Below are 24,217 nucleotides of genomic sequence, written 5' to 3' on the forward strand. Positions count from 1 at the left end.
TCGCGGACGTTAGGCAAGGCGGAAAACCGCAAATCGCCCAGCGGGATGATCATCCCTCCCAGCGCCGGTCCATGCCGCTCGCGCACATCGACGGGTCCCGCCCGATGGCATCGGTCAGAAAATCCAGAACCGTCTTGACGCGCAGCGGCATGTTCCGTCTCGAGGGATAGACGACGGTGATCGGCAGCCGGCTCGGCTGAAAGTCCTCCATCACGGGGATCAGCCGGCCGGCGGCGATATCGGGCACGGCGATGATATGGGAGAGCACCGCCAGTCCCGCACCGGCAAGGGCTGCTCTGTGAATGGCGACGGCACTGCAGGCGGTCAGCCGCGGCGAGATCCGAATCGAAATGTCTTCGGAGCCGTTGGAGAACGACCATGTCGCGGCATCGCCCGCCCTGTTGTAGCACAGGCATTCATGGTCCTTGATGTCCTTCGGCGTCCGCGGCGGCGCCTTGCGCGCGAGATAGGCGGGCGAGGCGACGAGGAAGGCCGTCGTCCAGCCGATCCGGCGGCAGACGAGGCTGCTGTCGGCGACCGAACCGAGGCGCACTTCGAGGTCGAGGCGCTCCTCGATCATATCGGAGCTCTGCTCCCTGAAGAGCAGTTCGACTGAAAGTTTCGGATGGGCGGCGAGAAGATAGCCCAGCCGCTCGCTCAGATAGAGGCCGAGCGGTGCCGGAACACTGAGCCTGACCTTCCCGGAAGCCATGACGCCGTCCGATCCGGTGGCATCGCCGAGTTCCTCCACCGCTTCGAGAATTCTGAGCGCCATCGGCAGCATCCGCTCCCCCTCCGCCGTCAGCGACAGGCCGCTCGTCGTGCGGTGCAGGAGGCGCGTGTTGAAATGCCCCTCAAGGGCCGCGACCTGCCGCGAGACCGCCGGCTGAGTCACGTCGAGATCGTGTGCCGCCGCCGAAAACGAGCCCGTCTCCACGACGCGCTGGAAGGTCCGCAATGCCGAAACGATATCCATCTCTGCCCCCTCATACTTTTGTGCATAGGCTTTATGCAGACAGACTGCGCTGGAATGGCTTTACAGTCCAGCAATTAAGGATATATTTTATCCATAAGGATATCAGATATCCTTAATTAACGGAGAGACGACATGACCCAGCGATTGAACTACGCCCAGCAGTCCCCCGAGCTTTTCAAGAAGTTCATGGAATTCAGCATGGCATTGCGTAGCAGCGTGATCGACGAGAAGCTTCAGGCCCTCATCGAGATCCGCGCTTCCCAGATCAATGGATGCGGCTTTTGCCTCGACATGCATGTGAAGCAGGCAAAGATCCACGGCGAGACGGAACTGCGGCTCCATCACGTCGCCATCTGGCGGGAATCAAACCTCTTCGTCCCGCGCGAGCGGGCAGCCCTTGCCTGGACCGAAGCGCTGACGAAACTTCCAGAAGGCGGCATTCCCGACGAGATTTACGAACGGGTTCGCGGCCAGCTTTCCGAAAAGGAAATCTCCGATCTGACCTTCGTCGTCATGGCGATCAATGCCTGGAACCGCGTCAATGTCGGCTTCAAGACCGTCCCCGGTTCCGCCGACAAGGCGTACGGCCTCGACAAGGCCGGCTTGAACTAACCCTCACAATTCATTGAGAAGATTCACCTTTGACGCTGCCGCACCTCCGGCAGCGAACGGAGATCTGTTATGAAAATCGTCGTCATCGGCGGAACCGGCCTCATCGGTTCGAAGACTGTCGAACGCCTGCGCCTGAAGGGGCATGAGGTGATTGCCGCCTCGCCGAATTCCGGCGTCAATACGATCACGGGAGAAGGATTGGCAGCGGCGCTTGAGGGCGCGGAAGTCGTCCTCGATCTTGCCAATTCGCCGTCCTTCGAAGACAAAGCCGTGCTCGAATTCTTCGAGACCTCGGGGCGCAATCTTCTCGCCGCCGAGAAGACTGCCGGCGTGAAGCACCATATCGCGCTCTCCGTCGTCGGCACCGAGCGGCTACAGGACAGCGGCTATTTCCGCGGCAAGCTCGCCCAGGAAAAGCTGATCAAGGCGTCGGGCATTCCCTATACCATCGTGCATTCGACGCAGTTCATGGAATTCCTGGGCGGCATCGCCCAGTCGGGCACGGTCGGCCAGACGGTTCGCCTGTCGCAGGCCTATGTGCAGCCGATCGCCTCCGACGATGTCGCCGATGCCATGGCTGACGTGGCGCTGTCGGCCCCCGCCAACGCCACGATCGAAATATCAGGTCCGGAACGGGCCCGCTTGAGCGAACTCGTCGCCCGATATCTGAAGGCGATGAAAGACCCGCGCACCGTCGAGGCCGATCCGGAAGCAAAATATTTCGGCGTCCGGCTCAACGACCAGTCGCTTGTTTCCGACAACAACCCGCGGCTCGGTTCGATCAGCTTCGAAGAATGGTTCGCAAAATCCGCCCAGTCGAAGTGATCTTGCCCCGGGGCGCGACCACTGGGGCGCGTCCTCCCACACCAGCAAAGATGGAGATTCCAATGATCAGAGCATCGATCCTTGCCGCCGCCCTCACCTGCCTGGCGGCCACCGGCGCCGGCGCTAACGACAACAGCAAATCTGCCAAGGTCACCCTCGTCTACGAGCACGAACTTCCGAACGTGCCGGGCAAGAGCATCAAGAGCGTGCTGGTCGAATACGGCCCGGGCGGCTTCTCCGACGGCCATACTCATCCGGACTCCGCCTTCATCTACGCAACCGTGCTCGAAGGCGCGATCCGCAGCCAGGTCAATGACGGCCCGGTCAAGGTCTATCATGCCGGCGAGAGTTTCTCCGAAATGCCGGGCGACCGCCACGGCGTCAGCGCCAACGGCAGCGAGACGAAGCCCGCCCGCCTGCTCGCCGTCTTCGTTGTCGACACCGACCAGAAAGAGCTGACTTATCCCCTCAAGAAGTAAGGGCCGCCAAACCCGTCCGCGCGAGGCCGATGCTTGCGCTGACGGCCGACATGCTCGATCATGGGCCGCCCGCTCACCCCGGAGAACCGAGACAGATGATCTATGACGCGCTCTTCGGCAAGCCTCTGATATCCCTGATAACAGTCGGCTTCGCCGGAATCGTCGTCTGGCACCTGCTGTCCCGCCAGCGGCCGACGACGCGTCTGGTGGTGCAGATCGTCTTTTTTGGCGTGATGACGCTGATCCTCGTCGGCAGCGGCATCGAACCCCACCGGTTTCAAGGTTATGGGTCCGAGGATCCGCAGGCTTTGCTCGTCATTGTCGCGAAGACGCTCTGGTGGATTCACCTGGCATGGGCTGTCATCGGTTTCATCAGGCTGTATCTGGTGCTGGAAGGCAGCCCCCGAGAGGCTCGCCTGCTGCAGGATCTCGTCATCGGCGTCGTCTATATCGGCATGGCCCTGTCGGTTCTGGCCTTCGTCTTCGGCGTGCCGATCGGGACCCTCGTTGCGACCTCGGGCGTAGTCGCCATCATTCTTGGCCTTGCGCTCCAGAACACGCTCGCCGACGTTTTCTCCGGCATCGCGCTGACACTCGGCCGACCTTATGTCATCGGCGACTGGATTCTTTTGAGCGATGGCACGGAAGGGCGCGTCGTCGAGAGCAACTGGCGCGCGACGCATATCCTAACCAGCGCCAACAATATCGTCGTTCTGCCGAACAGTTTTCTCGCCAAGCTCGGCCTGACGAATGTCAGCCGGCCGGACGAGAGCCATCTCCTTGTCCTCACCATCCGCATCGCCCCGACACGGATGCCGGAATCGATCCGCCAAGTCATGTTATCGGCGCTGACGAGCTGCAATTCGATCGGGCGCGACCCGCCGCCGGTCGTCGCATTAAAGGGGCTGGACGCCACCGCGCTCGAAGTCGAGCTGCAGTTCCGGGTGACGAGCCCGAGCCGGCGTGTCCAGGCGCGAAACGAGGTGCTCGATCTCGTCTATCGCCACTGCAAATCGGCCGGCCTGCTTCTCGCCGTTCCGGCGGCGGCCTCGGTGCTGACGGGCGATCTGCCGACCGAAGAGAGCGCACGACCGCCGCGGGTGACGCCGCTCGAACTCATCGAGGCCATTCCGATCTTTGCGACGCTGACGGCAGATGAAAAGCAGAAGCTTGCCGAGACCACCGCCGTGCGTGAATTCCGCAAGGGCGACGTGATCGTGCGGGAGGGGGAAATGCTGCCGTCGCTGATGATGGTGCGGGCCGGCATTATTGCAGCGCGGCACGGCGATGGGGAACGCGGGCGGCTCGCACCAGGTGATTTTTTCGGTGAGACCGGGCTGCTCGCGGGCATGCAGGAAGTCTGCACGCTCGAGGCTCTGACCCCGGTGACGGTCTATGAAATCGATCAACAGGCCTTCGCTCCGTTGCTGAACCAGCGTCCGGCGCTGGCGGAAGAAATCGCCGAAGAGCTCGCCAGCCGCGCGGCGCGCTTTCGCGACGCAGCACTCCCCCCGGAACCCGCCCACAGCGCGCACGCCATTCTGAAAACCATCAGGACAATCTTCAGGGGCTAGCACGATAATAAGACGCGCGGCCCTGTAATCAGCCGGCGCGCTTGAGAACCCATTCGAAGGTACTCTGCCAAAGCTCGGCCGGCACTTCCTCGGACAAGGTGCCGACCAGATCGGAAAGCCGGACGCGCCGCAGCGTATTGCGCCATGCCTCGTCGGCTTCCCACATGACGCGGGCGACTGCGCAGGGCTTGCTGTCGCAATAGCCTGCCGGACGGCAAGGATTGTTGTCGCGGATGTTCGTGCAGGTGAAGCTGCGCGCCTTGCCCTCGACCGCTTCGACGATGTCGAGAAAATTGATCTCGGAGGACGGTTTGGCAAGCCGGTAACCGCCGCTCGGGCCGAGCGTGGTATCGACCAGCGATGCCTGCGAAAGGCTCTGCAGCGCCTTGGAGAGATATTCCTTCGGCAGGCCATGAAGCTCGGCGAGCGCCTTGGTGGAGAGATACCTGCCCTCGGGCAGGCCCGCGAGAATGGCGCAACAGTGGAGCGCCCACTCGACCTGGCTTTTCAGGATCATTCAGCAACTCGCGTGATGGCTGATTCTGCGAATAGGAATTAAGGATACATCATATCCGCAAATTGAAATGATGTAAACGACCCGTAAAAGCAGCGTGTTGCGTGAGTTGAAATCTCTTTATATTCGTGCCGGCGGCACAATCCCTCACAGCGAATGATCACCCGCCCAAGATAAAACTTTGCCTGCATGCGGAATAATACCGCCTCGTCTCGTGTCTCATGTCAGGTACCGCAAAATTGCGTGCCCAACCTGAGGAGAGACATCATGAAATCCGTGAAATTCCTGTCCGTCGTGGCCGCAGCAGCCCTCGCAGCGACCGCTGCTTTCGCAGCCGCTCCCGTCAAGGAAGTCGAATCCGCCAAGGGCAAGGTTCTTGCCGGCGAAAACGGCATGACCCTCTACACCTTCAAGAAGGACGCCAAGGGCGTTTCCAACTGCAATGACGATTGCGCCAAAAACTGGCCGCCGCTGATGGCCGCTTCCGATGCCAAGGCCGATGGTGCATATTCGATCATCGACCGCAAGGATGGCAAGAAGCAATGGGCCAAGGACGGCATGCCGCTGTATTACTGGGTCAAGGACAAGAAGGCGGGCGACATTACTGGCGATGGCGTCGGCGGCAACTGGGAGCTTGCCAAGCCTTGATCGCCTTGCTCATCAGAAAGCGGCTGGCGTGAAAACACCCGCACCTGAAAGTTTCGAGGGCCAGATCCTGGCCCTCCTTCCCTCGCTCAGGCGCTATTCGCGCAGCCTGACGCGCTCGGATGCCGATGGCGAGGATCTGCTCCAGGACTGTGTCGAAAAGGTGCTGGCGCGCCGTGGCCAATGGCGCGGCCTCAACCTGCGCGGCTGGGTCCTGACCATTATGACCAATCTCTACCGCAACGGCCGGCGCGGCAAGGCGCGCGACGGCCTGGTCGAGCTTGACGCCGCCGGGGACATGGCCGCTCCCGAACCGCCGGCCGATCCGCTGGAGCGTGCGCGGCTCGATAACGCGCTGAACAGCCTTTCGGAGGAGCACCGCGCCGTGCTGATGCTCGTCGTCATCGAAGGATACACGTACAGCGAGGTCGCCGCTTCCCTCGACATTCCCATCGGCACCGTCATGTCCCGGCTGTCGCGCGCCCGCCTGCGCGTCGCCGAGAGGCTGAAGGCCGATAACGTCATTACGCTTCGGAGACCGAAATGAACGAAACCAATCCGATCGTCACCGAAGCCGATCTCCACGCCTTTGCCGACGGGCAGCTGCCCGAAATGGCACGCGCTCGCATCGAGGCTTATCTTGCCGACAATCCCGACGAAGCGGCGCTGGTGGCCGAATGGCAGGCGCAGAACACGGGCATCCGATCGCTGTTTGCCGGTTACGAGAAGGCAAAGGACACCGACCCACTGCTCGTCGCCCCCACACGTGCCGTCTCCTCTACGCCGAAACGCTGGGCGATTGCCGCCGCGGCCCTCGTCGTCTTTGCGCTCGGCACCGTCAGTGGCCATTATGGCCCGGCACTGCTGGAAAGGCCGGCGTTGCAGCTTACCGGTTCAGAAACCTTGCCGAAACAGGCCGAGACCGCATTCATGGTCTACGCCGCCGAGGTTCGCCACCCGGTCGAGGTCTTCGCCGACGAGGAGGCCCATCTCGCCACCTGGCTCGGCAAGCGCCTCGCCATCCAGAACCTGAAGATCCCGAACCTGCAATCGCTCGGCTTCAAGCTGGTTGGCGGCCGCCTGCTGCCGGTCGATGACAGGCCGGGCGCCATGTTCATGTATGAGAACCAGGCGGGCGAACGCCTGACCGTCATTGTCGGCCGCAACACGGAAAACCGCACGACGAGCTTTCGCTTCGCCTCCTCGGGCAATCTCGAAACCTTCTACTGGATCGACGGCGAACTCGGCTATGCCGTCACCGGCGAAATCTCGCGTGAAACCCTGCGGGGTGTGGCCGAGGAATGCTACAGACAGTTTCCGTCCTAGAGCAACTCCAGGAAAAGTGCGAAGCGGTTTTCCGTCCGGAATTGCGTAAAACAAAAGACTAGAGCGGTTCTGCGCTTCCGTTGAACCGCTCCACAGATCAGCGCAGCGGATCGTTGGCAAGTTCGATCGGCTGCCCGTGTGGCGTGGCTTCGGCGGCCCGCTGCCAGCTCTGCTGCAGGTCGAGGATGACGGATGCATCCGCTACGCCGCGGCTGACAAGCAGTTCGGAAAGAGCCGCCACCCAGCAGTCGAAATAATCGCTGCCATCCCTAGCGCGGCCGGGCTTGTGCAACTCCTTGGACAGGGCCTCGGCCCATTCGCTCCAGGCGAACAGCCCCTTCTCATGCAGATGCACCGTCATGGCGAACGCGTCCGCCGTCCAAGGCTCGGGAAAAACCGGATCACCTTCGGGCGACTTCGGCAACCCAAGCGATTGCGCCAGCTGAGACGGCGTCTCACAAACGCTCAAGATAGCTCTCCCACGCATCGATGGAGACCGTTAGCGACGGATCCGCTCCCTCGCCCCAGATCTCACCGCCGCCGAAGACGACGGTATAGAGCCATTGCGGATTTTCGCCTCGGCCATGCGCATTGTCGTCGGGAAAGACGAAAGCCCCTTGCACCGCCTCGACGACACCCGTCTTGGCGCGCGCATATCGCGGCAGCCGCGTATGGGTGGCCGGATTGAAATTCTTCGTCCTCACCGCCTCGCCCACAGCAAAGAGCGGTGCGGTTTCGACAGGACGATCGCAAGGCCCGCCTTTCGCCAGCGCGCCCGGCACCATCTCCGCCTTCAGCACCCGTTTCGGCGCAGCGCCCTCCTGCAGCTTGCGGCCGGACAACAGCTCCTCGCGCGTCGCAAAACCGTGCCGCGCGAGCAACGTCTCGACGCCGCGGATCCAGATCTCGTAATAGCTGGCGGCGAGATAATCGGCCGGCGGAATGTTTTCGCGTGCATGCCGGCTTTCATCGATCGTCCATGCGCCGAAAGCGCCGCAGGAAAGCGTGATGCCGAGTGCCCGCTTTTCCCATTCGGCATGGAAATAAGGTTCGTTTTTCTCAGGCGCGACAGGCCCGAAGCCCATCTGCCCGCCGAGATCGTGCGGTCCGTTCATGGAAGAGCCTCCGGGCTGCCGGCAGCTGAAATCTTCGCGCTACCTGCGATTGCCGTGCCGATCATCGCATCGCGGCTGACGAGGCCGGCAAGTGCTGCCTCGTTCATTCCGTCCGTGCCGTCCGGCCGCTCGGGAATAACGAGATAACGCAGTTCCGCCGTCGAATCCCAGACGCGGATCTTCTTTTCCTCGGGCAGCGTCAGCCCAAATTCGGCAAGCACGCCGCGCGGATCGATCACGGCGCGCGAGCGATAGGCCGGCGCCTTGTACCACACCGGCGGCAGCCCGAGCACCGACCAGGGATAACAGGAGCAGAGCGTGCAGACGATGAGATTATGGGTCTCTGCCGTGTTGAAGACGGCGCGCATGTGCTCGCCCTGCCGGCCGGTGTAACCGAGGCTCGCAATCGCCGCCGTCGCATCGCGCTTCAGCCACTCGGCGAAATCGGCATCGCTCCAGGCCTTGGCGACGACATGCGCCCCATTCCTCGGCCCCACCTTCGTCTCATAAGTCTCGACGATCGCATCGATCGCCGCCGGATCGATCAGCCCCTTCTCCGTCAGCAGCGTTTCCAGGGCTTTGACGCGGGCCTGCATGTCGGAGTAGTGGTTGTCGTGGGCATGATCGTGGTGGTCGTGGTCGTGATCGTCGTTCAAGGCAATGTCCTCCAAACGGCAATCGGCCGTCCTGTTTCCTCAATGCGCGCGGACTCGCTCCTCCTCTTCTCCCCAGCGGGGAGAAGGTGTCCCGAAGGGTCGGATGGGGGGCCGCACGGCATGCCCGTCATTGTTGCCCTTTGCTTGCGCTCCGTGCATTCGCGGCAGTGCCGCTCACCCCCTTATCTGCCGGCCGGCATCTTCTCCCCGCTGGGGAGAAGGGGAATCGTGGGCAACGTCTCGCCATCCTAACAGTATCCTCCGCTTCCTCCTTCTACCACACACCACAAGCCCGCCAAGCCCTCCTACCCCACTCAAACTTTTCCGCTAATCTCCCGCCATGAACATTCTGATTCTCGGTGCAACCGGCTTCATAGGCTCCGTCGTCGCGGCCCAGCTCGTCGCTGATGGGCATGCCGTGACCGGGCTCGGCCGCAACCCCATGCGTGCCCGCCCAAAGCAGCCGGCGATCGACTGGCGCCGGGCCGATCTCTCACATATGACGAAAGCGGACGACTGGGACGAGATCCTCAACGGCCAGCATGCCGTCGTCAATTGCGCCGGCGCCCTGCAGGACGGCCTCTCGGACAATCTGGCGGCCACGCAAGCCGAAGCTATGCTGGCGCTCTATGCCGCAGCCAAACGCGGGTCGCAGCCGCTGATCGTGCAGATATCGGCGAGGACGGCCGGCGCGGCGGGCGACCTGCCCTTCCTCGCCACCAAGCGCCGGGCCGACGAGGCGCTGGCGGCAAGCGGCCTGCCTTGCCTCATCCTGCGCCCTGCCCTCGTTCTCGGCCGCAATGCCCATGGCGGTTCGTCGCTGCTCAGGGCGCTTGCCGCCCTCCCCCTGGCGCTGCCGCTCGTCCATGCCGAAAGCCCGGTCGAAACGTTGTCGGTGGACGATGTGGCGGAAGCCGTGTCGCGGGCGGTTGCAGTCGGCCTCTGCGGTGATATCAATCTCGCAGCCGACGAGATCCTTACGCTTGCCGATCTCGTCAGCCTTCACCGGCAATGGCTGGGCCTCCCGCCCGCCCGCGTCTTTTCCCTTGCGCCGTGGCTTGCAAAGCCCGTCATGTGGCTTGCCGATGTCGCAGGGCTGCTCGGCTGGCGCTCGCCGCTGCGCTCGACGGCGATGACAGCCATGTCGGAGGGCATACGAAGCGTAAAGGGAGAAAGCGGCCTCGTCGCGACATCCGCTGCGGCAACCCTATCAGCCAATCCATCCGGCGTGCAGGATCTCTGGTTTGCCCGGCTCTACCTGCTGAAACCACTCGTCATATCGGGGCTCTCCGCCTTCTGGCTGCTCTCCGGCCTGATCCCGCTGCTGGCGTTGCAGAAGACATCCGCCCATTTCCTGCCGTTCATGCCGGAGTCCACGGCCACGGCGCTGACGCTTGCGACCTGCCTCATCGACGTGGCGCTGGGCGCTGCCGTGCTTGTCCGTCCGCTCGCCAAACGCGCTCTTCTCGGCATGCTCGCCGTCTCTTTCGCCTATCTCGCCGGCGCCAGCCTGCTCGAACCGACGCTCTGGCTCGACCCGCTCGGTCCCCTCGTAAAGGTGCTGCCGTCGATCTTACTGACGCTGACGGCCCTTGCCACCCTGGATGAACGCTGATGCTCGAGGAGTGGCTGCTGCTTGCCCACGTCATCGGCGCGACCGTGCTCTTCGGCACCGGCGCCGGCATCGCCTTCTTCATGGTGATGGCGCATCGCACGCGTAATCCCGTCCTAGTCGCCCATGTCGCCGGAACCGTCGTCATTGCCGATACGATTTTCACCGCAACTGCCGCCATTTTCCAGCCCGTAACCGGATATCTGCTGGCGCGGGCAATCGGCTGGGAGTTGTCGGAAGGCTGGATCGCGCTGTCGCTGCTGCTTTATATCGTCACCGGCCTGTTCTGGCTGCCGGTCGTCTGGATCCAGATCCGGCTGCGCGATCTCGCCCGTGTCGCAGCAAAGTCCGGAAGCGCATTGCCGCCGGCCTATTTCAGCCTCTACCGCATCTGGTTCGCCTGCGGCTTTCCGGCCTTCTTTGCCGTCATCGGCATTTTGTGGCTGATGCTGACGAAACCGTCGATCACCCTATTTTAACATCGGCCAGAGGCTCGCCACCAGAAGTACAGCCATGCTGATATTGAACCATTTCAGCCGCACCGGATCGGAAAGCCATTCCCTGAGCGCCGAGCCGAAGCCTGCCCAGGTCGAAACGCTCGGCACATTGACCGCCGCAAAGGCGAGGCCGACGAGAAGCACGCTGCCGAGATAGAGCTCGGGATTGGTATAGGTCGCCATCGCGGTGACCGCCATCACCCAGGCTTTCGGATTGACCCACTGAAAGGCCGCCGCCGAAAAGAAAGACATCGGCCTGACGGCGCTCTTGCCTTCACTGATCGATCGCGATGAGGCGATCTTCCAGGCGATCCAGACGAGATAGGCGCCGCCGGCAAATTTCAGCGCCGAATAGACGACAGGAACGGTATGCAGCAAGGCGCCGAGCCCGAGGCCGACGCCGATCAGCAGCGAGAAGAAGCCGACACCGATGCCGAACATATGCGGTATCGTTCTGCGGAAGCCGAAATTCACGCCCGATGCGAAGAGCATCATATTGTTCGGCCCCGGCGTGATCGACGTCGTGAAGGCAAAGAGTACAAGGGCGAGAAACGTATCCAGCGGCATGCGACCTCCCGGGGCCGGCTTTCCCGCAGGCCGTTTATTTAGGTCAGCATAACTGCCCTAAATCGGCGATGCCATTACATCATTGTCATGGTGACAGGATTACTTGAAAGATGGCGGCGCGGCCCAATCTCTTTCCCAGGAAAAGACCCATGCAGGACGACCCAATTCCCTTCGTCAGATTTCCGAACGGCGCGGAAGTGCCGGCGCTCGGCCAGGGAACCTGGGCGATGGGCGAGGATGCCGGCCATGCCAGGGCCGAGATCGAAAGCCTCAAGGCCGGCATCGATCTGGGGATGACACTGATCGACACCGCCGAAATGTATGGCGACGGCGGCGCCGAGGAGATCGTCGCTCAGGCGATCAAGGGACGGCGCGACGAGGTTTTCATCGTCAGCAAGGTCTATCCCTGGAATGCCAGCCTGAAAGGCACAATCGAAGCCTGCGAGCACAGCCTGGAGCGGCTCGGCACCGACCGCATCGATCTTTATCTCCTGCACTGGCGCGGGAGCCATCCGCTGGCCGAGACCGTCGCGGCCTTCGAAATGCTGAAGGCCGCCGGAAAGATCGGCGCCTGGGGCGTCTCCAACTTCGACACCGGCGACATGGAGGAACTGCTAGCCGTGCCCGACGGTGCCAATGTCGCCGCCAATCAGGTGCTCTACAACCTCTCCCGCCGCGGCATCGAATTCGACCTCCTGCCCTGGTGCCAGAACCGCGGCATTCCGGTCATGGCCTATTCGCCGATCGAGCAGGGGCACATCCTGCATCATCCCGAGCTGATCCGCATCGCCAAGGCCTATCAGGCAACACCCGCCCAGTTGGCGCTCGCCTTCCTGCTGAACGCGACGGCGTCATCGTCATCCCGAAAACGTCGAATGCCGCCCGCGCGGCTGAGAATCGCGACTGCGTCTCGCTTGAGATCACCGACGTGGATTGGCAGGCGCTCGACGCCGCCTTCCCGCCGCCGGCAAAGAAAAAGCCGCTGGAGATGCTCTGACCTCCAGCGGCTTTCAGCACTGTTGTGGTGCGTGCCCGGCTCACATGCCCTGCGCGCCGCGGTTCATCGCGGCGATGCCGGTGCGGCAGACCTCGATCAGGCCGAGCGGCTTCATGATCGCCACGAACTGGTCGATCTTGGACGACTTGCCGGTGATCTCAAGGATGAAGTGACCGACGGTCGCATCCACGACCTTGGCGTGGAAGGCATCGGCAAGGCGCAGCGTCTCGGCGCGCATCTCGCCCTCGCCGATCACTTTGACCAGCGCCACCTCGCGCTCGATCGGCCGGTCCTGGCCGAGTTCGCGGGCGCGCACCGTCAGATCGACGACGCGGTGCACCGGTACGATACGCTCGAGTTGCGCCTTGATCTGTTCCAGCACGTGCGGTGTGCCGCGTGTGACGATGGTGATGCGGGAAAGATGCGCCTGATGCTCGGTCTCGGAGACCGTCAGGCTCTCGATATTGTAGCCGCGACCGGAAAACAGGCCGATGACCCGGGCAAGAACGCCCGGTTCGTTGTCGACGAGAATGGAAAGCGTATGGCTTTCGATCGCCGCCGTTTCCGGCGAGATGAAGTAAGCGGAGCCCGTGGGCTGTAGGTGTGCGTTCATGGTCTTGAGTTTCCTCTTCCCTGCCGCATAACCCCGAAATCGGAAAGGATTATGCGCAATTAAAAATGTCAGACGAGCGCGCGGCCCTTGGCGTCGATCGCATTGGCGACCGCTTCGTCGGTGGCTTCATCAGGCAGCAGCATTTCATTATGCGCCTTGCCCGAGGGGATCATCGGGAAGCAGTTGGCGAGATTGGCAACTCGGCAATCGAAGATGACCGGTTTCCTGACCTCGATCATCTCGACAATGGCGTCGTCCAGCTCATCCGGCTTTTCGCAGCGCAGGCCGACGGCGCCGTAGGCTTCCGCCAGCTTGACGAAATCGGGCATCGCCTCCGTATAGGAGTTCGACAGCCGGTTGCCGTGCAACAACTGCTGCCACTGGCGCACCATGCCCATATACTGGTTGTTCATGATGAAGATCTTGATCGGCGCATCGTGCTGGATCGCCGCCGACATTTCCTGGATGCACATCTGGATCGAGGCATCGCCGGCAATGTCGATGACGAGGCTGTCGGGATGGGCGATCTGCACGCCGAGCGCGGCCGGCAGGCCGTAGCCCATCGTACCGAGGCCGCCCGAAGTCATCCAGCGGTTAGGCTGCTCGAAGCCGAAGAACTGCGCCGCCCACATCTGATGCTGACCGACTTCCGTGGTGATGTAGGTATCGCGGTCCTTGGTATGCGCATAGAGCCGCTCCAGCGCATATTGCGGCATGATGACATCGTTGCTCCTTGTGTAGGCGAAGGAGTTGCGCGCCCGCCAGCGGGCGATATCGGTCCACCAGTCTTCGAGACGGTTCTTCTCCGGCTTCTTCGGCAGCGCCCGCCACAAGCGGACCATATCTTCGAGGACATGACCGACATCACCGCGGATGCCGATATCGACCCGGACATTCTTGTTGATCGAAGAGGGATCGACATCGATATGGATCTTCTTCGAGTTCGGCGAAAAGGCGTTGAGGCGGCCAGTGATGCGGTCGTCGAAGCGAGCGCCGATGCAGACCATGACGTCGCAGTCGTGCATCGCCATGTTGGCCTCGTAGGAGCCGTGCATGCCGAGCATCTTCAGCCAGTTTTTGCCCGAAGCCGGATAGGCGCCGAGGCCCATCAGCGTCGAGGTGATCGGGAAATCGGTGAGCTCGACCAGTTCGCGCAGCAGCTTGGAAGCCTCGGGGCCGGAATTGATGACGCCGCCGCCGGAATAGATGATCGGACGACGCGCTGTCGCCATCAGCTCGATCGCCGCATGGATCTGGTTGAGGTCGCCCTGGATCTTCGGCTGATAGCTCTTCTGGATCGCGTAATCGGCGGGCGGCGTGTAGGTGCCGGTGGCAAACTGCACGTCTTTCGGAATATCGACGACGACCGGACCCGGACGGCCGGACTGGGCGATGCGGAAGGCCTCGTGAATAACAGCAGCGAGCTGGTTGACGTCCTTGACCAGCCAGTTGTGCTTGGTGCAGGGCCTGGTGATGCCGACCGTGTCGCATTCTTGGAAGGCGTCGGAGCCGATCAGCGGCGTCGGAACCTGACCGGTCAGGCAGACGAGCGGGATCGAATCCATCAGCGCGTCCTGCAGCGGCGTGACTGCATTGGTGGCGCCTGGACCCGAGGTGACCAGCATGACGCCGACCTTGCCGGTGGAGCGGGCATAACCCTCGGCCGCATGACCTGCCCCCTGCTCGTGGCGGACGAGGATGTGCTTGACCTCTTCCTGCTGGAAGATCTCGTCATAGATCGGCAGGACCGCGCCGCCGGGATAGCCGAAGATATGTTCGACGCCGTTGTCCTTCAGCGCCTTGAGAACGATCTCCGCTCCCGTCATCCGATTGCCTGCCGCCTGATTGTCCGTGCTCATCTGTCTGTTCCGTTTATGCTGGGATTTGCGTTTGTGGCCGGAAGCCCGAATTTCGGGCATAAAAAAAGGCCCCGGAGGAGCCTGTCATCTAGCGCATGGGTGGCTACCGCCGGATGGTTACACCATCCTGCCCATGCGCTTTCCCACCACGATAAGAGCCGTTGCGATTTTCATGGTCGGAAGTGATAGACAGAAAATTTCGCAGCGTCAACGCATGCCGCAATAAAAATCCATGCGCGCTCCTTTACCCTCTAAAAACCATGGTTTGAAGGATTTGTTAAAGGATGGACTTTATTATCAAGCCCCATTGCAGGGAGTAGCCCTTTGCTCAACAACGACTTGCGCGTGTCTGGCAAGGCAGGCGAGCACGATCGACGCGACGGCCATGCGCCGGGAAATCGCTTTCTCGGCCGCGTCGTTGCCTGCAGCGGCTCGCGGGCGACGATTGCCGCCGTCGCCGAAGAAGGCGGCACCGATCTGACCGAACTCTGGTCCGTCGGGCGGCTGATTTCGATCAGCGTCGGCCGCAACCGCGTCGTTGCCCTCGTCTATCAGATGAACACCGGCAGCCATGCCTGGGGCGAAGGCGAGGACAACAATTTCAAGATCGAAACCGAACTGCTCGGCGAAGTCCGTGTCGATGAGGACGGCCGCGAGGAATTCTCGACCGGCATTTCGCGTTATCCCTATCTCGGCGCTATCGCCCACCGCATCCGCGCCGCCGATTTGATGCGCATCTATGATGCCGGAGAAGGCACGACCGCCGTCATCGGCAAGCTGACCCAGGACGAAAGCATTGATGCGGCGATCCACATCCCATCGATGCTCTCCAAGCATTTCGCCGTTGTCGGCTCCACCGGCGTCGGCAAGTCGACCGCCGTGTCGCTGCTGCTGCATAAGGCGATCGCGGCGGATCCGAAACTGCGTGTTCTGATCCTCGATCCGCATAACGAATTCGCCGCCGCCTTTCCCAAGCACGCCGTCACAATCGATACCGATACGCTCGACCTGCCCTTCTGGCTGATGCGGCTGGAAGAATTTGCCGAAGTCGTCTTTCGCGGCCGCCCGCCGGTGCCGGAAGAGCTCGACATGCTGCGCGATATCCTGCCCGAGGCCAAGCGCGCCTTCCGCGGCAGCGACAACTCGTTGGTACGCCGCACGACGGAAAAGAGCTCGATCACCGCCGATACGCCGGTTCCCTACCGCATGGCCGACCTGCTGGCGCTGATCGACGAGCGCATCGGCCGCCTGGAAGGTCGCACCGAAAAGCCCTCCCTGCGTTCGCTGAAGATGCGCCTGATCGCTGCGATCAACGATCCGCGTTATCACTTCATGTTCTCCAACAACACGATCAGCGACACGATCACCGAGACCATTGCGCAGATCTTCCGCATTCCTGGCGAAAACCGGCCGATCTGTACCTTCCAGCTGGCCGGCATTCCCTCCGAGGTGGTCAATTCCGTCGCCTCAGTGCTCTGCCGCATGGCCTTCGAGGTGGCGCTCTGGAGCGACGGCGCCATCCACATGCTCGTCGTCTGCGAGGAAGCCCACCGTTACATCCCTTCCGATCCGACGCTCGGCTTCGTGCCAACGCGCCAGGCGATCGCCCGCATCGCCAAGGAAGGCCGCAAATATGGCGTCTCGCTGGGGATCATCACGCAGCGGCCGGGCGAACTCGATCAGACGATCCTGTCGCAGTGCTCGACGCTCTTTGCCATGCGCCTCGCCAACGACCGCGACCAGGAAATCATCCGCTCGGCGATCCCGAATTCGTCGATCTCGACGACGAGCTTCATCTCTTCGATCGGCAACGGCGAGGCGATTGCTTTCGGCGAGGCGATCAGCGTGCCGATGCGCATGCGCTTTTCCCGCGTCGACGAAAAACTGTTACCGAAGGCTGCCAGCGCCAACAGCAAGCACAGCGAGGAAGATCCGGATACGGTCGATCTGCGCAAGATCGTCACCCGCATGCGCGCAGTCACCGTTGGACCCGACATTTCGAATTTCCAACAGAGCTATGCGGCCTCAGCGGCAGCCCTCGACGAGGTTGATGCGGCCGACGAGGAAATCGACGCAAAGCCGAATACTCCGCCTGCCCCCTCGTCCGCGCCGCTCGAATCCTACCGGCGCGAACTGCTGCCGCAGACCCCACGGCTCGACCCCGCCGCGCCGCCGGCGACCGATCCCCGGCTGGACGCGCTCCGCCGCGAGATGCGCCGCGAGGAACCGGTCTTTCCGCGGCCGGCGCCTCCGGCCGATCAGCCCGCGGTCACCCGCCGGGAGCCTGGCCCGTCGCTGCGCGAAAGCATTCTGAAAAAGCCGCTGAGCAGCCTTTACAACAAGGATTGATGCTCCAAAGCCGTGAGCGGCTCGGTAACGTCGAGCACACGCTGCCGCTCCGTCGGAGCGAGCGGCAAGAGCGGCCGCGGCAGCTCTGATTGGGCCGACAAAACATGCTCGACCAGCGTATAGACCACACGGATGCTTCCGAATTCCTTGAACATCTTCCAAAGCGGCTCAAGCAGCCCATCGAGCCTGCGCGCCTCATTGCGGTCGCCTGCCATCGCAGCCTTGGTCAGGGCAAGGGCCGTGCGAGGCAGCAAGCCGCCGACGACGCTGTACCAGGCATCGGCGCCTGAGAGCAGCGCTTCGGCCCCGCCCCAATCGCCGCTATAGCCGATCGCAAGATCGGTCTTCCCGCGCAATGCCGCAAGTTCCCCCCGCACATCGCCGTCGGCCGGCAGAGGCATCTTCACCGCCCGGATCGCCTCGATGTCGGAAAGGCGCTGCAGAAGCTCACGGCTGAAGGTGAAGTGGGTGGTGCCAGGATTATTGTAGATGCAGAGCGGCAGCGGCGCCGCTTTGGTGACCGCGAGGAAGTGCTGGTAGGCTTCTTCCTGGGTCAGCGGCGTATAGGATACGGGCGCCAGCAGAAGCGCATCCGCGCCGGCCGCCTCGGCATTCCTGGCCAGATCCTGGGCGTGGTCCGTCCGGAGAGCCCCGACCCCGACGACGATGGGAACACGTCCTTTAACGCATTCGACCGCCGCCTTGACGGCACGCAGCCGCTCCTCGCGCGTGAGGTAGGCATAGATGCCGGTGCTGCCGAGAAGGCCGATGGAGGTGACGCCGGCGTCACACAGAGGCTCGAGAAGGCGGCAGAGGGCTTCCGTGACCACCCGGCCATTGATGTCGGCGGGCGTTAGCGGAAAGGCCGAAAGGCCATGAAACGGAGACACTGAAGACATGATACGATCCTGAAAAGCGGTCAGTGGGAGAACAGCAGGCGCGATCCGGCACCCGCAAAGAACACGGCGAGGCTTCCCTCGATCCAGCGGCGCGCCCGCGCATAGCCGCGCACCATCGGCGCCGTCGAGAACAGCAGCGCATAACCGGAAAATATCGCGATCCCGAGAAGCACGCAGCCGCCGAACGCGGTGACGGCCATCTCGGGCGAAGCGCCAGGCTTGAGGCCGAGCGACATGATCGCCACCCAGGCCAGAACCGCCTTCGGGTTTCCGAGATGCATCAGAATACCGCGGCGATACAGTGCTCCGAGTTGCGCGGCGGGCCGGACGACCACGCTTGCCGATCTATCCGGGGCAGCCGCCGAGCGAGCCGCCCTCCAGGCGAGCCAAAGGAGGTAAAGCCCACCTATGACCTTGAGGATGAGCAGAGCATGAGCATAGCGGACAAGGAGCGTCGAAATGCCCGTGACCGCGATCAGTCCCCAGCACGTGGACATCGTAATGACCCCGGCGGCAAGCGCCAAAGCCGGTCGCCGCCCTTGGCTCATCGCCACGTTCATGATCGCCATATTGCTGGGGCCGGGACTGCCGGCCGCGATGACATAGGCGATATAGACGACGAGGAGATCCTGCATTTCCATTTTCCGGAAGCATCCAATTCGCTTCCTTCTCCGCGCAAATTGGTCCATCTTGAAGCGCCATTTTCAAAAATATTCATGGACCACTTTACAATGCCCAAACGGCGCAGCACCATCGAAATCCCGTCGCTCAACGCGATCGACCGAACGGTCAATGTCGGCCGCCACCTGGCCCAAGCTCTGCGGAGCGCAATCTCGCGCGGCGAACTGAGGCCCGGTGAGCGCCTCCCTTCGACGCGTTCCCTCGCGGTTTCCTTGAAGATCGCCCGCGGCACCGTCGTCGACGTATTCGATCAGCTGACCGCTGAGGGCTATCTCGAAGCGAAGATCGGCGCCGGAACCCGGGTCGCCGCCGCTCTGACAGATACGACAACAACACCCCTGCCCGCACCGGCGATGCCGTCGGGAGCGGATGCCATCGACCTGCCTTCCCCGGCGGTGCGGCTCATCGCCATAGCCCGCGCGCTCACCCCTCACCCGCCCATTCCCTTTGCCATCGCCGTCCCTGCTGCCGGCATCGCGCCCGACGACAACTGGCGCCGCCTCGGCAATCGCGTACGCACGTCGAAACAGGCAGCTCCCGCGAGCTGTCAAGATCCGATGGGCCTGTTCGAGCTGCGGGTCGCCATTGCCGAACACGTCCGACGCGCGCGGGCCGTTCGCTGCGAGCCGGAACAGGTCATCATCACGTCGGGCACCCAGCAAGGCCTCTATATGGCGGGCCGGGTCCTGCTGTCGCGCGACGATCCGGTCTGGGCCGAGGACCCGGCCTATCCGGGGCTGACGGCGGTGCTCGACGATCTCGGCGTCAAGACGCACCGCATCCCGGTCGACGCACAGGGAATGAACGTCGAACGCGGCTTCGAACTCTGCCCGCAAGCGCGCGCCGCCTTCGTCACCCCCTCACATCAATATCCGGTCGGCATGCCGCTCAGCATGGCGCGGCGCAATGCCTTGATTGCCTGGGCCGATCGGAACCGCGCCTGGATCGTCGAGGACGATTATGACAGCGAGCTGCGTTATGCCGGACATCCGTTCCCCTCGATGCAGGGCTTGCGTCCCTCCCGCGTCGTCTATCTCGGCACCTTCAGCAAGGTGCTCTTTCCATCACTGCGCCTCGGCTACGTCATCGCACCTCCTCCGCTCGCAGAAGCCTTTGCGGGCGCCCGCGCCATTCTCGACCGGCACGCGCCGACCGCAGAACAGCACGTTCTGGCCGCCTACATGAGGGAGGGTTATTTCGAAGCGCATATCCGCCGCATTCGCGGCCTCTATGCCGAACGCCGCGCAGTCCTGCTCGCAACGCTCGAGCGGGCCTTGCCGGACGGCTGCCGCATTCAGCCGAGTGATCAGGGCATGCACATTCTTCTATGGCTGCCCGAGGGGACCGACGACGTAAAGCTCGCAGCCCGTGCCCTGTCGGCCGGCCTCGCGGTTCGCGCGATCTCCCCGATGTATGCCGCGCAGGCGGCGCCCCCCGGCCTGATGCTGGGCTTCGGCGGATTTCTGCCGGAGCACTTACAGGCGGCGGTTGGCAAACTCGTCAAATTGCTGGAGCTGCAGATCTTCGGAGTGGAAGTCCAACGCTGAGCCTAAGCCGTCAGCCGTTCCCAGCTGTCGTCCATCTGGTTGCGGAACCATGTCATTTGCCGCTTGGCATATTGCCGCGTCGCCGCAGCACCCTTCTCCAGCACCTCGTCACGGGTCATCCCGCCCTTCAGCATCGCCGCGATCTGCGAGACTCCGATCGCCTTCATCACAGGCGCCTCGGCCGGCAGGTCGAGCGCAAGCAGCGCCCTCACCTCGCCTTCCGCGCCTTGGTCCAGCATCTTTTCGAAACGCCCGTTGATGCGCTGATGCAGCACCGCTCGGTCCGGCAGCACGACGATCTTGCGAGCCTGGGCAGCGTCGATCACCACCGGTCCCGACCGGCCCTGGAAATCGGCGATCGACCGTCCCGTCGCCTTGAACACTTCAAGCGCCCGGACGATGCGCTGCCCGTCCTGGCGGTTGAAACTGGCCGCCATGGCGGGATCAGCCTCAGCGAGCTCGGCATGAAGCCCTTCCGGCCCCTCCTCCAGCAGCCGCGCCCGCAACTCCTCCCGTAACGCCTCCGGTATCTCGGGCATATCGGAGAGCCCACCGGTCAGCGCCTTGAAATAAAGCCCGGTACCGCCGACGAAGACCGGCAGCCGGCCGGCGGCCCTGAGCGCCGGCAGCAGCGCCGAGACATCGCGCAGCCAGGTGCCGGTGGAATAGCCGGCGCCTGCCGGAACATGGCCGTAGAGATGATGCGGCACACCCTGCATTTCCTCTTTCGACGGGCGCGCGGTCAGCACCCGCAGCGTGTCGTACACCTGCATGCTGTCGGCGTTGACGACCGCGCCGTCATGGCGCTTTGCCAGTTCGACGGCGAGCGCGGACTTGCCGCTGGCGGTCGGCCCGGTTATCAGGATCGCGTTCACTGTGCTCAGAAGGTTTTCCATCATGGCTCTCGTTGCCACGCTTGTTGCCAATCCGTCAAATCCCGTGCTGACACCCAAGATCGCCGAACGGGCGGCCGAAGCGGTGAACGCTTCCGGCCTCTACTGGCTGGCAGACGGCATCGCTTGCGACATCGCACTGCGTGACGGCACGGATGCGCCCGCGGCGGAGGCCGATATTCTTGCCGTCATATCAGGCGCGCCGATCGACCTCGTCATCCAGGAGCAGGAGAGCCGCCGCAAGAAACTGCTGATCGCCGACATGGATTCGACGATGATCGGCCAGGAATGCATCGACGAACTTGCCGCCGAAGTCGGCCTGAAGGAGAAGGTCGCCGCGATCACCGCCCGCGCCATGAACGGCGAGATCGCCTTCGAGCCCGCTTTGCGTGAGCGCGTCGCCCTCTTGAAGGGCCTGCCGATATCGGTGGTCGACGAAGTGATCGCCAAGCGCATTACGCTGACGCCGGGCGGGCCGGAACTGATCGCCACCATGAAATCGAAAGGCCATTACACCGCCCTCGTCTCCGGCGGCTTCACCGTCTTCACCAGCCGCATCGCCGCCACCCTCGGCTTCGACGAGAACCGCGCCAACATGCTGCTCGAAGACGGCGGCATCCTCTCCGGCTTCGTCGCCGAACCGATCCTCGGCAAGCAGGCGAAGGTCGATGCGCTGAACGAAATTTCGGCTCAGCTCGGCATTTCGCCTGACGATGCGATCGCCGTCGGCGACGGCGCCAACGACCTCGGCATGCTGCACGTCGCCGGTGCCGGCGTCGCCCTCCACGCCAAGCCCGCCGTCGCCGCCGAGGCCCAGATGCGCATCAACCACGGCGACCTGACGGCGCTGCTCTACATCCAGGGGTATCGGAAGACGGATTTTGTAACGGGTTGAATGTTTAACTCACCATCTCCGAACGGTTGCTAAACCAAACACGGTCACAATCCGACGCGTCGGCATAAAAATTGGCGCGACGCTTACCCCAATCTCCTCATCCCTGTGCTCGTCACAGGGATGCAGCGCGCCCAAGTCCTTGGGCGCGGGACACCCCTTGCCTTCAAGAGCCTCATTCACCGCGCAGACGCGCGATGGCTGGATTCCTGTGACAAGCACAGGAATGACGGAGGAGAGGTTGAGCGAGAACAGAAAATGCGGCGGCTGACCGCGCCTTTCGCCTACTCCATCGGCACCGCCACAAACCGCAGATCGCCATTCGCCGATGCGATCATCAGCTGGGCGTTGCGGCGGCCTTCCTGCTTCAGCGACTTCACCTTGGCGGCGACCGCGTCCGGCGACTTCATGAACTCCTGCGCCACTTCGACGATCACATCGCCGGGCTTCAGCCCTTTTTCGGCCGAGGCGGAGCCGGGCGTCACCTCGGTCACGACGACACCGTCGACGCTCTCGGCAATGCCGAAAGCCTTGCGCGTCTCGGCGCTCAAAAGCGACAGCGACAGGCCGAGCACGTTCTTCGGCGTTGATGCATCCGGTGACACCTGGCCCTGGTGTTGGTCCGGCGTGGGCGCGCCTGGTGTCGGCTGGGCCTGATCGCCGGAATCCGGCTCGTCCATATCGTTGTTCTCGCCGGGATCCGGGGTGATAACGCCGTCATCCTGCGAACCGTCCGGCGCCGCGTCGCCGGATGCTGCCGCCTGATCGCTGTCTTCGAGCCGGCCGAGCTTCACCTTCACGGTCTGCTCCTTGCCGTCGCGCAGCACCACCACGTCGACTTCCTTGCCGACCGAGCTTTCCGCCACGACGCGCGGCAGATCGCGCATTTCGCCGACGGTCTTGCCGTCGAATTTCAAAATAACGTCGCCCGCCTTGATCGAACCGTCGTCGACAGGCCCACCCTTGATGACGCCGGCGACCAGCGCGCCCTTGGCGGTGTCAAGCCCGAGGCTGTCGGCGATATCGTCGGTCACCGGCTGGATGCGCACGCCGAGCCAGCCGCGCCGCGTCTCACCATATTCGCGCAATTGGTCGACGACGCCGGAGGCAAGCTCGGAGGGTACCGAGAAGCCGATACCGATCGAGCCGCCGCTCGGCGAAATGATCGCCGTGTTGATACCGATCACCTCACCCTTCATGTTGAAGAGCGGCCCGCCGGAATTGCCCTTGTTGATCGCGGCATCCGTCTGGATGAAATTGTCGTAAGGGCCGGCATTGATGTTGCGGCCGCGCCCGGAAATGATGCCGACCGTCACCGAACCGCCGAAGCCGAACGGATTGCCGATCGCCATCACCCAGTCGCCGATGCGCATCGTGCTGGAATCGCCGAATTTCACCGATTTCAGCGGCGCCTTCGGCTCGACTTTCAGCACCGAAAGATCGGTCTTCGTATCCGTGCCGATCAGCTTTGCCTTGAGCTTCGAACCATTGGCGAAATTGATCTCGATATCGTCGGCGCCCTCGATTACATGGTTGTTGGTGACGATATAGCCGGCCGGATCGATGACGAAGCCGGAGCCGAGCGAGCTGACATTGTGGTTCGGGCCATTGTTGCCCTGCTTCTTGTCGAAGAAGTCGTTGAAGAACTCCTGGAACGGCGAGCCGTCGGGCGCACGCGGCGCCGGGCCGACGCCCTCATCGTCCTTGACGTTCTGCGAGGTCGAGATGTTGACCACGGCGTCAAGCAGTCCCTCGGCCAGATCGGCGACCGAAGCCGGACCGTTGTTCGGGGCTGCGGCCTGAATTTGCGGTGCCTGCTGCGGTGCAACCGTTGCGGGCGGCGTGGGTGCAGGAGCAGCCGTTTCCGGGGTAGCCGGAGCGGGTGTAACAACTCCGGGCGCCGTCGTCTGCGGCGCGGTTTGCGCATAGGCGACCCCGTTGATGCCAGCATGCGCAAGAATTGCAGCGCTGGCCATAAGCGCGAGCGTTCGTCTGAAGGGCGAGCGATTCGTGGGGGCCATCAAGCTTCCTCATAAGGGGTAAATGCGCACATTGAGCACCAGCATAAGGCGGAATGATGGAGGGCGAA

At 63.0% G+C, this 24,217-nt stretch carries 24 protein-coding genes and 1 pseudogene; 13 read left to right on the forward strand and 12 right to left on the reverse strand.

Going from position 1 to position 24,217, the window contains the following annotated elements; genetic code table 11:
* Nucleotides 1-49: 49 nt before the first annotated feature.
* Complete coding sequence (locus OS035_RS24845; protein ID WP_183779615.1) at nucleotides 50-976, reverse strand: LysR family transcriptional regulator; 927 nt, start codon at nucleotides 974-976, stop codon at nucleotides 50-52.
* A 132-nt stretch (nucleotides 977-1,108) separates the two neighbouring features.
* On the opposite strand from OS035_RS24845, the gene OS035_RS24850 reads away from it, so the two are divergent.
* From OS035_RS24850 to OS035_RS24865, 4 genes are all read left to right on the forward strand, one after another.
* Nucleotides 1,109-1,588: a carboxymuconolactone decarboxylase family protein gene (locus tag OS035_RS24850; protein WP_003593481.1), complete on the forward strand. Its 480-nt coding sequence runs from the start codon at nucleotides 1,109-1,111 to the stop codon at nucleotides 1,586-1,588.
* Nucleotides 1,589-1,657: 69 nt separating this feature from the next.
* A complete protein-coding gene (locus OS035_RS24855; protein ID WP_097629323.1) occupies nucleotides 1,658-2,413 on the forward strand; it encodes an SDR family oxidoreductase in 756 nt (251 codons plus the stop codon).
* Nucleotides 2,414-2,475: 62 nt separating this feature from the next.
* Nucleotides 2,476-2,892 (forward strand): cupin domain-containing protein, encoded by a 417-nt coding sequence (locus OS035_RS24860; protein ID WP_183779617.1) that lies wholly within the window; start codon nucleotides 2,476-2,478, stop codon nucleotides 2,890-2,892.
* 95 nt (nucleotides 2,893-2,987) lie between these two features.
* A complete protein-coding gene (locus tag OS035_RS24865; RefSeq protein WP_183779620.1) occupies nucleotides 2,988-4,466 on the forward strand; it encodes a mechanosensitive ion channel family protein in 1,479 nt (492 codons plus the stop codon).
* A 28-nt stretch (nucleotides 4,467-4,494) separates the two neighbouring features.
* On the opposite strand, the gene OS035_RS24870 is transcribed toward OS035_RS24865, so the two are convergent.
* The gene (locus OS035_RS24870) at nucleotides 4,495-4,983 is read right to left on the reverse strand and encodes an RrF2 family transcriptional regulator (protein WP_097629320.1); all 489 of its coding nucleotides are present in this window, start codon (nucleotides 4,981-4,983) and stop codon (nucleotides 4,495-4,497) included.
* A gap of 264 nt (nucleotides 4,984-5,247) precedes the next feature.
* Here OS035_RS24870 and OS035_RS24875 point away from each other — a divergent pair, with 264 nt between their 5' ends.
* From OS035_RS24875 to OS035_RS24885, 3 genes are read left to right on the forward strand one after another with little or no spacing between them, the layout of a single operon-like run.
* The gene (locus OS035_RS24875; RefSeq protein ID WP_183779622.1) at nucleotides 5,248-5,628 is read left to right on the forward strand and encodes a COG4315 family predicted lipoprotein; all 381 of its coding nucleotides are present in this window, start codon (nucleotides 5,248-5,250) and stop codon (nucleotides 5,626-5,628) included.
* A 28-nt stretch (nucleotides 5,629-5,656) separates the two neighbouring features.
* Nucleotides 5,657-6,172, forward strand: coding sequence for an RNA polymerase sigma factor (locus OS035_RS24880; protein WP_097629384.1), 516 nt, complete (start codon nucleotides 5,657-5,659; stop codon nucleotides 6,170-6,172).
* Nucleotides 6,169-6,951, forward strand: coding sequence for an anti-sigma factor family protein (locus tag OS035_RS24885; protein ID WP_097629318.1), 783 nt, complete (start codon nucleotides 6,169-6,171; stop codon nucleotides 6,949-6,951). The genes OS035_RS24880 and OS035_RS24885 overlap by 4 nt, the downstream gene beginning before the upstream one ends.
* Before the next feature lie 97 nt (nucleotides 6,952-7,048).
* On the opposite strand, the gene OS035_RS24890 is transcribed toward OS035_RS24885, so the two are convergent.
* From OS035_RS24890 to nthA, 3 genes are read right to left on the reverse strand one after another with little or no spacing between them, the layout of a single operon-like run.
* Nucleotides 7,049-7,420: a nitrile hydratase accessory protein gene (locus OS035_RS24890; RefSeq protein WP_097629317.1), complete on the reverse strand. Its 372-nt coding sequence runs from the start codon at nucleotides 7,418-7,420 to the stop codon at nucleotides 7,049-7,051.
* On the reverse strand, nucleotides 7,407-8,066 hold the full coding sequence (gene nthB, locus OS035_RS24895; protein ID WP_183779624.1) for a nitrile hydratase subunit beta: 660 nt from the start codon (nucleotides 8,064-8,066) through the stop codon (nucleotides 7,407-7,409). Before nthB ends, OS035_RS24890 begins: the two co-directional genes overlap by 14 nt.
* Entirely contained in the window at nucleotides 8,063-8,662 is a 600-nt protein-coding gene (gene nthA / locus OS035_RS24900; protein ID WP_246699281.1) for a nitrile hydratase subunit alpha, read from the reverse strand. The genes nthB and nthA overlap by 4 nt, the downstream gene beginning before the upstream one ends.
* Before the next feature lie 400 nt (nucleotides 8,663-9,062).
* Here nthA and OS035_RS24905 point away from each other — a divergent pair, with 400 nt between their 5' ends.
* Together OS035_RS24905 and OS035_RS24910 are read left to right on the forward strand one after the other, a co-directional pair.
* Nucleotides 9,063-10,337 carry an SDR family oxidoreductase gene (locus OS035_RS24905; protein ID WP_183779628.1) on the forward strand — a complete coding sequence of 425 codons (1,275 nt, stop codon included), beginning with the start codon at nucleotides 9,063-9,065 and terminating at the stop codon, nucleotides 10,335-10,337.
* Nucleotides 10,337-10,813, forward strand: a complete 477-nt coding sequence (locus OS035_RS24910) for a DUF2269 family protein (protein ID WP_097629314.1) — start codon at nucleotides 10,337-10,339, stop codon at nucleotides 10,811-10,813. Before OS035_RS24905 ends, OS035_RS24910 begins: the two co-directional genes overlap by 1 nt.
* On the opposite strand, the gene OS035_RS24915 is transcribed toward OS035_RS24910, so the two are convergent.
* Entirely contained in the window at nucleotides 10,805-11,398 is a 594-nt protein-coding gene (locus OS035_RS24915; protein ID WP_097629313.1) for a LysE family translocator, read from the reverse strand. The genes OS035_RS24910 and OS035_RS24915 overlap by 9 nt on opposite strands.
* Before the next feature lie 149 nt (nucleotides 11,399-11,547).
* On the opposite strand from OS035_RS24915, the pseudogene OS035_RS24920 reads away from it, so the two are divergent.
* Nucleotides 11,548-12,395: pseudogene (locus tag OS035_RS24920) on the forward strand (aldo/keto reductase).
* Between the two features lie 40 nt (nucleotides 12,396-12,435).
* Here the strand turns inward: OS035_RS24920 and ilvN are convergent.
* Nucleotides 12,436-13,008 (reverse strand): acetolactate synthase small subunit, encoded by a 573-nt coding sequence (gene ilvN, locus OS035_RS24925; RefSeq protein ID WP_097629311.1) that lies wholly within the window; start codon nucleotides 13,006-13,008, stop codon nucleotides 12,436-12,438.
* Nucleotides 13,009-13,076: 68 nt separating this feature from the next.
* On the reverse strand, nucleotides 13,077-14,867 hold the full coding sequence (locus OS035_RS24930) for an acetolactate synthase 3 large subunit (RefSeq protein WP_097629310.1): 1,791 nt from the start codon (nucleotides 14,865-14,867) through the stop codon (nucleotides 13,077-13,079).
* A gap of 324 nt (nucleotides 14,868-15,191) precedes the next feature.
* Between OS035_RS24930 and OS035_RS24935 the strand changes: the two genes are divergently transcribed.
* Entirely contained in the window at nucleotides 15,192-17,216 is a 2,025-nt protein-coding gene (locus tag OS035_RS24935) for an ATP-binding protein (protein WP_097629309.1), read from the forward strand.
* Here the strand turns inward: OS035_RS24935 and OS035_RS24940 are convergent.
* Both OS035_RS24940 and OS035_RS24945 read right to left on the reverse strand, forming a co-directional pair.
* A complete protein-coding gene (locus OS035_RS24940) occupies nucleotides 17,201-18,115 on the reverse strand; it encodes a dihydrodipicolinate synthase family protein (RefSeq protein WP_097629308.1) in 915 nt (304 codons plus the stop codon). The two genes, OS035_RS24935 and OS035_RS24940, sit on opposite strands and share 16 nt — an antisense overlap.
* Before the next feature lie 20 nt (nucleotides 18,116-18,135).
* Complete coding sequence (locus OS035_RS24945) at nucleotides 18,136-18,750, reverse strand: LysE family translocator (RefSeq protein ID WP_097629307.1); 615 nt, start codon at nucleotides 18,748-18,750, stop codon at nucleotides 18,136-18,138.
* 96 nt (nucleotides 18,751-18,846) lie between these two features.
* On the opposite strand from OS035_RS24945, the gene pdxR reads away from it, so the two are divergent.
* The gene (gene pdxR, locus OS035_RS24950; protein ID WP_331814194.1) at nucleotides 18,847-20,343 is read left to right on the forward strand and encodes a MocR-like pyridoxine biosynthesis transcription factor PdxR; all 1,497 of its coding nucleotides are present in this window, start codon (nucleotides 18,847-18,849) and stop codon (nucleotides 20,341-20,343) included.
* A gap of 2 nt (nucleotides 20,344-20,345) precedes the next feature.
* Here pdxR and miaA read toward each other — a convergent pair whose 3' ends face one another.
* Nucleotides 20,346-21,242 (reverse strand): tRNA (adenosine(37)-N6)-dimethylallyltransferase MiaA, encoded by an 897-nt coding sequence (gene miaA, locus OS035_RS24955; protein WP_179867183.1) that lies wholly within the window; start codon nucleotides 21,240-21,242, stop codon nucleotides 20,346-20,348.
* Here miaA and serB point away from each other — a divergent pair.
* On the forward strand, nucleotides 21,241-22,131 hold the full coding sequence (gene serB / locus OS035_RS24960) for a phosphoserine phosphatase SerB (protein WP_097629304.1): 891 nt from the start codon (nucleotides 21,241-21,243) through the stop codon (nucleotides 22,129-22,131). The two genes, miaA and serB, sit on opposite strands and share 2 nt — an antisense overlap.
* 281 nt (nucleotides 22,132-22,412) lie before the next feature.
* Here serB and OS035_RS24965 read toward each other — a convergent pair whose 3' ends face one another.
* A complete protein-coding gene (locus OS035_RS24965) occupies nucleotides 22,413-24,149 on the reverse strand; it encodes a Do family serine endopeptidase (RefSeq protein ID WP_097629302.1) in 1,737 nt (578 codons plus the stop codon).
* Nucleotides 24,150-24,217 lie beyond the last annotated feature (68 nt).

Source organism: Rhizobium sp. 268 (assembly GCF_036571585.1).
GTDB classification, from domain to species: Bacteria; Pseudomonadota; Alphaproteobacteria; order Rhizobiales; family Rhizobiaceae; genus Rhizobium; species Rhizobium redzepovicii.

Coding starts and splice junctions, on each gene's coding strand:
- nthA (WP_246699281.1), bottom strand. CDS start 8,662: ATGCAGGCCCGCGTCAAAGCCCTGGAAACGCTGCTGACGGAGAAGGGG.
- OS035_RS24885 (WP_097629318.1), top strand. CDS start 6,169: ATGAACGAAACCAATCCGATCGTCACCGAAGCCGATCTCCACGCCTTT.
- OS035_RS24915 (WP_097629313.1), bottom strand. CDS start 11,398: ATGCCGCTGGATACGTTTCTCGCCCTTGTACTCTTTGCCTTCACGACG.
- OS035_RS24860 (WP_183779617.1), top strand. CDS start 2,476: ATGATCAGAGCATCGATCCTTGCCGCCGCCCTCACCTGCCTGGCGGCC.
- OS035_RS24930 (WP_097629310.1), bottom strand. CDS start 14,867: ATGAGCACGGACAATCAGGCGGCAGGCAATCGGATGACGGGAGCGGAG.
- OS035_RS24865 (WP_183779620.1), top strand. CDS start 2,988: ATGATCTATGACGCGCTCTTCGGCAAGCCTCTGATATCCCTGATAACA.
- pdxR (WP_331814194.1), top strand. CDS start 18,847: ATGCCCAAACGGCGCAGCACCATCGAAATCCCGTCGCTCAACGCGATC.
- OS035_RS24910 (WP_097629314.1), top strand. CDS start 10,337: ATGCTCGAGGAGTGGCTGCTGCTTGCCCACGTCATCGGCGCGACCGTG.
- OS035_RS24965 (WP_097629302.1), bottom strand. CDS start 24,149: ATGGCCCCCACGAATCGCTCGCCCTTCAGACGAACGCTCGCGCTTATG.
- serB (WP_097629304.1), top strand. CDS start 21,241: ATGGCTCTCGTTGCCACGCTTGTTGCCAATCCGTCAAATCCCGTGCTG.
- miaA (WP_179867183.1), bottom strand. CDS start 21,242: ATGATGGAAAACCTTCTGAGCACAGTGAACGCGATCCTGATAACCGGG.
- OS035_RS24940 (WP_097629308.1), bottom strand. CDS start 18,115: ATGTCTTCAGTGTCTCCGTTTCATGGCCTTTCGGCCTTTCCGCTAACG.
- OS035_RS24850 (WP_003593481.1), top strand. CDS start 1,109: ATGACCCAGCGATTGAACTACGCCCAGCAGTCCCCCGAGCTTTTCAAG.
- OS035_RS24875 (WP_183779622.1), top strand. CDS start 5,248: ATGAAATCCGTGAAATTCCTGTCCGTCGTGGCCGCAGCAGCCCTCGCA.
- OS035_RS24870 (WP_097629320.1), bottom strand. CDS start 4,983: ATGATCCTGAAAAGCCAGGTCGAGTGGGCGCTCCACTGTTGCGCCATT.
- OS035_RS24855 (WP_097629323.1), top strand. CDS start 1,658: ATGAAAATCGTCGTCATCGGCGGAACCGGCCTCATCGGTTCGAAGACT.
- nthB (WP_183779624.1), bottom strand. CDS start 8,066: ATGAACGGACCGCACGATCTCGGCGGGCAGATGGGCTTCGGGCCTGTC.
- OS035_RS24905 (WP_183779628.1), top strand. CDS start 9,063: ATGAACATTCTGATTCTCGGTGCAACCGGCTTCATAGGCTCCGTCGTC.
- ilvN (WP_097629311.1), bottom strand. CDS start 13,008: ATGAACGCACACCTACAGCCCACGGGCTCCGCTTACTTCATCTCGCCG.
- OS035_RS24845 (WP_183779615.1), bottom strand. CDS start 976: ATGGATATCGTTTCGGCATTGCGGACCTTCCAGCGCGTCGTGGAGACG.
- OS035_RS24945 (WP_097629307.1), bottom strand. CDS start 18,750: ATGCAGGATCTCCTCGTCGTCTATATCGCCTATGTCATCGCGGCCGGC.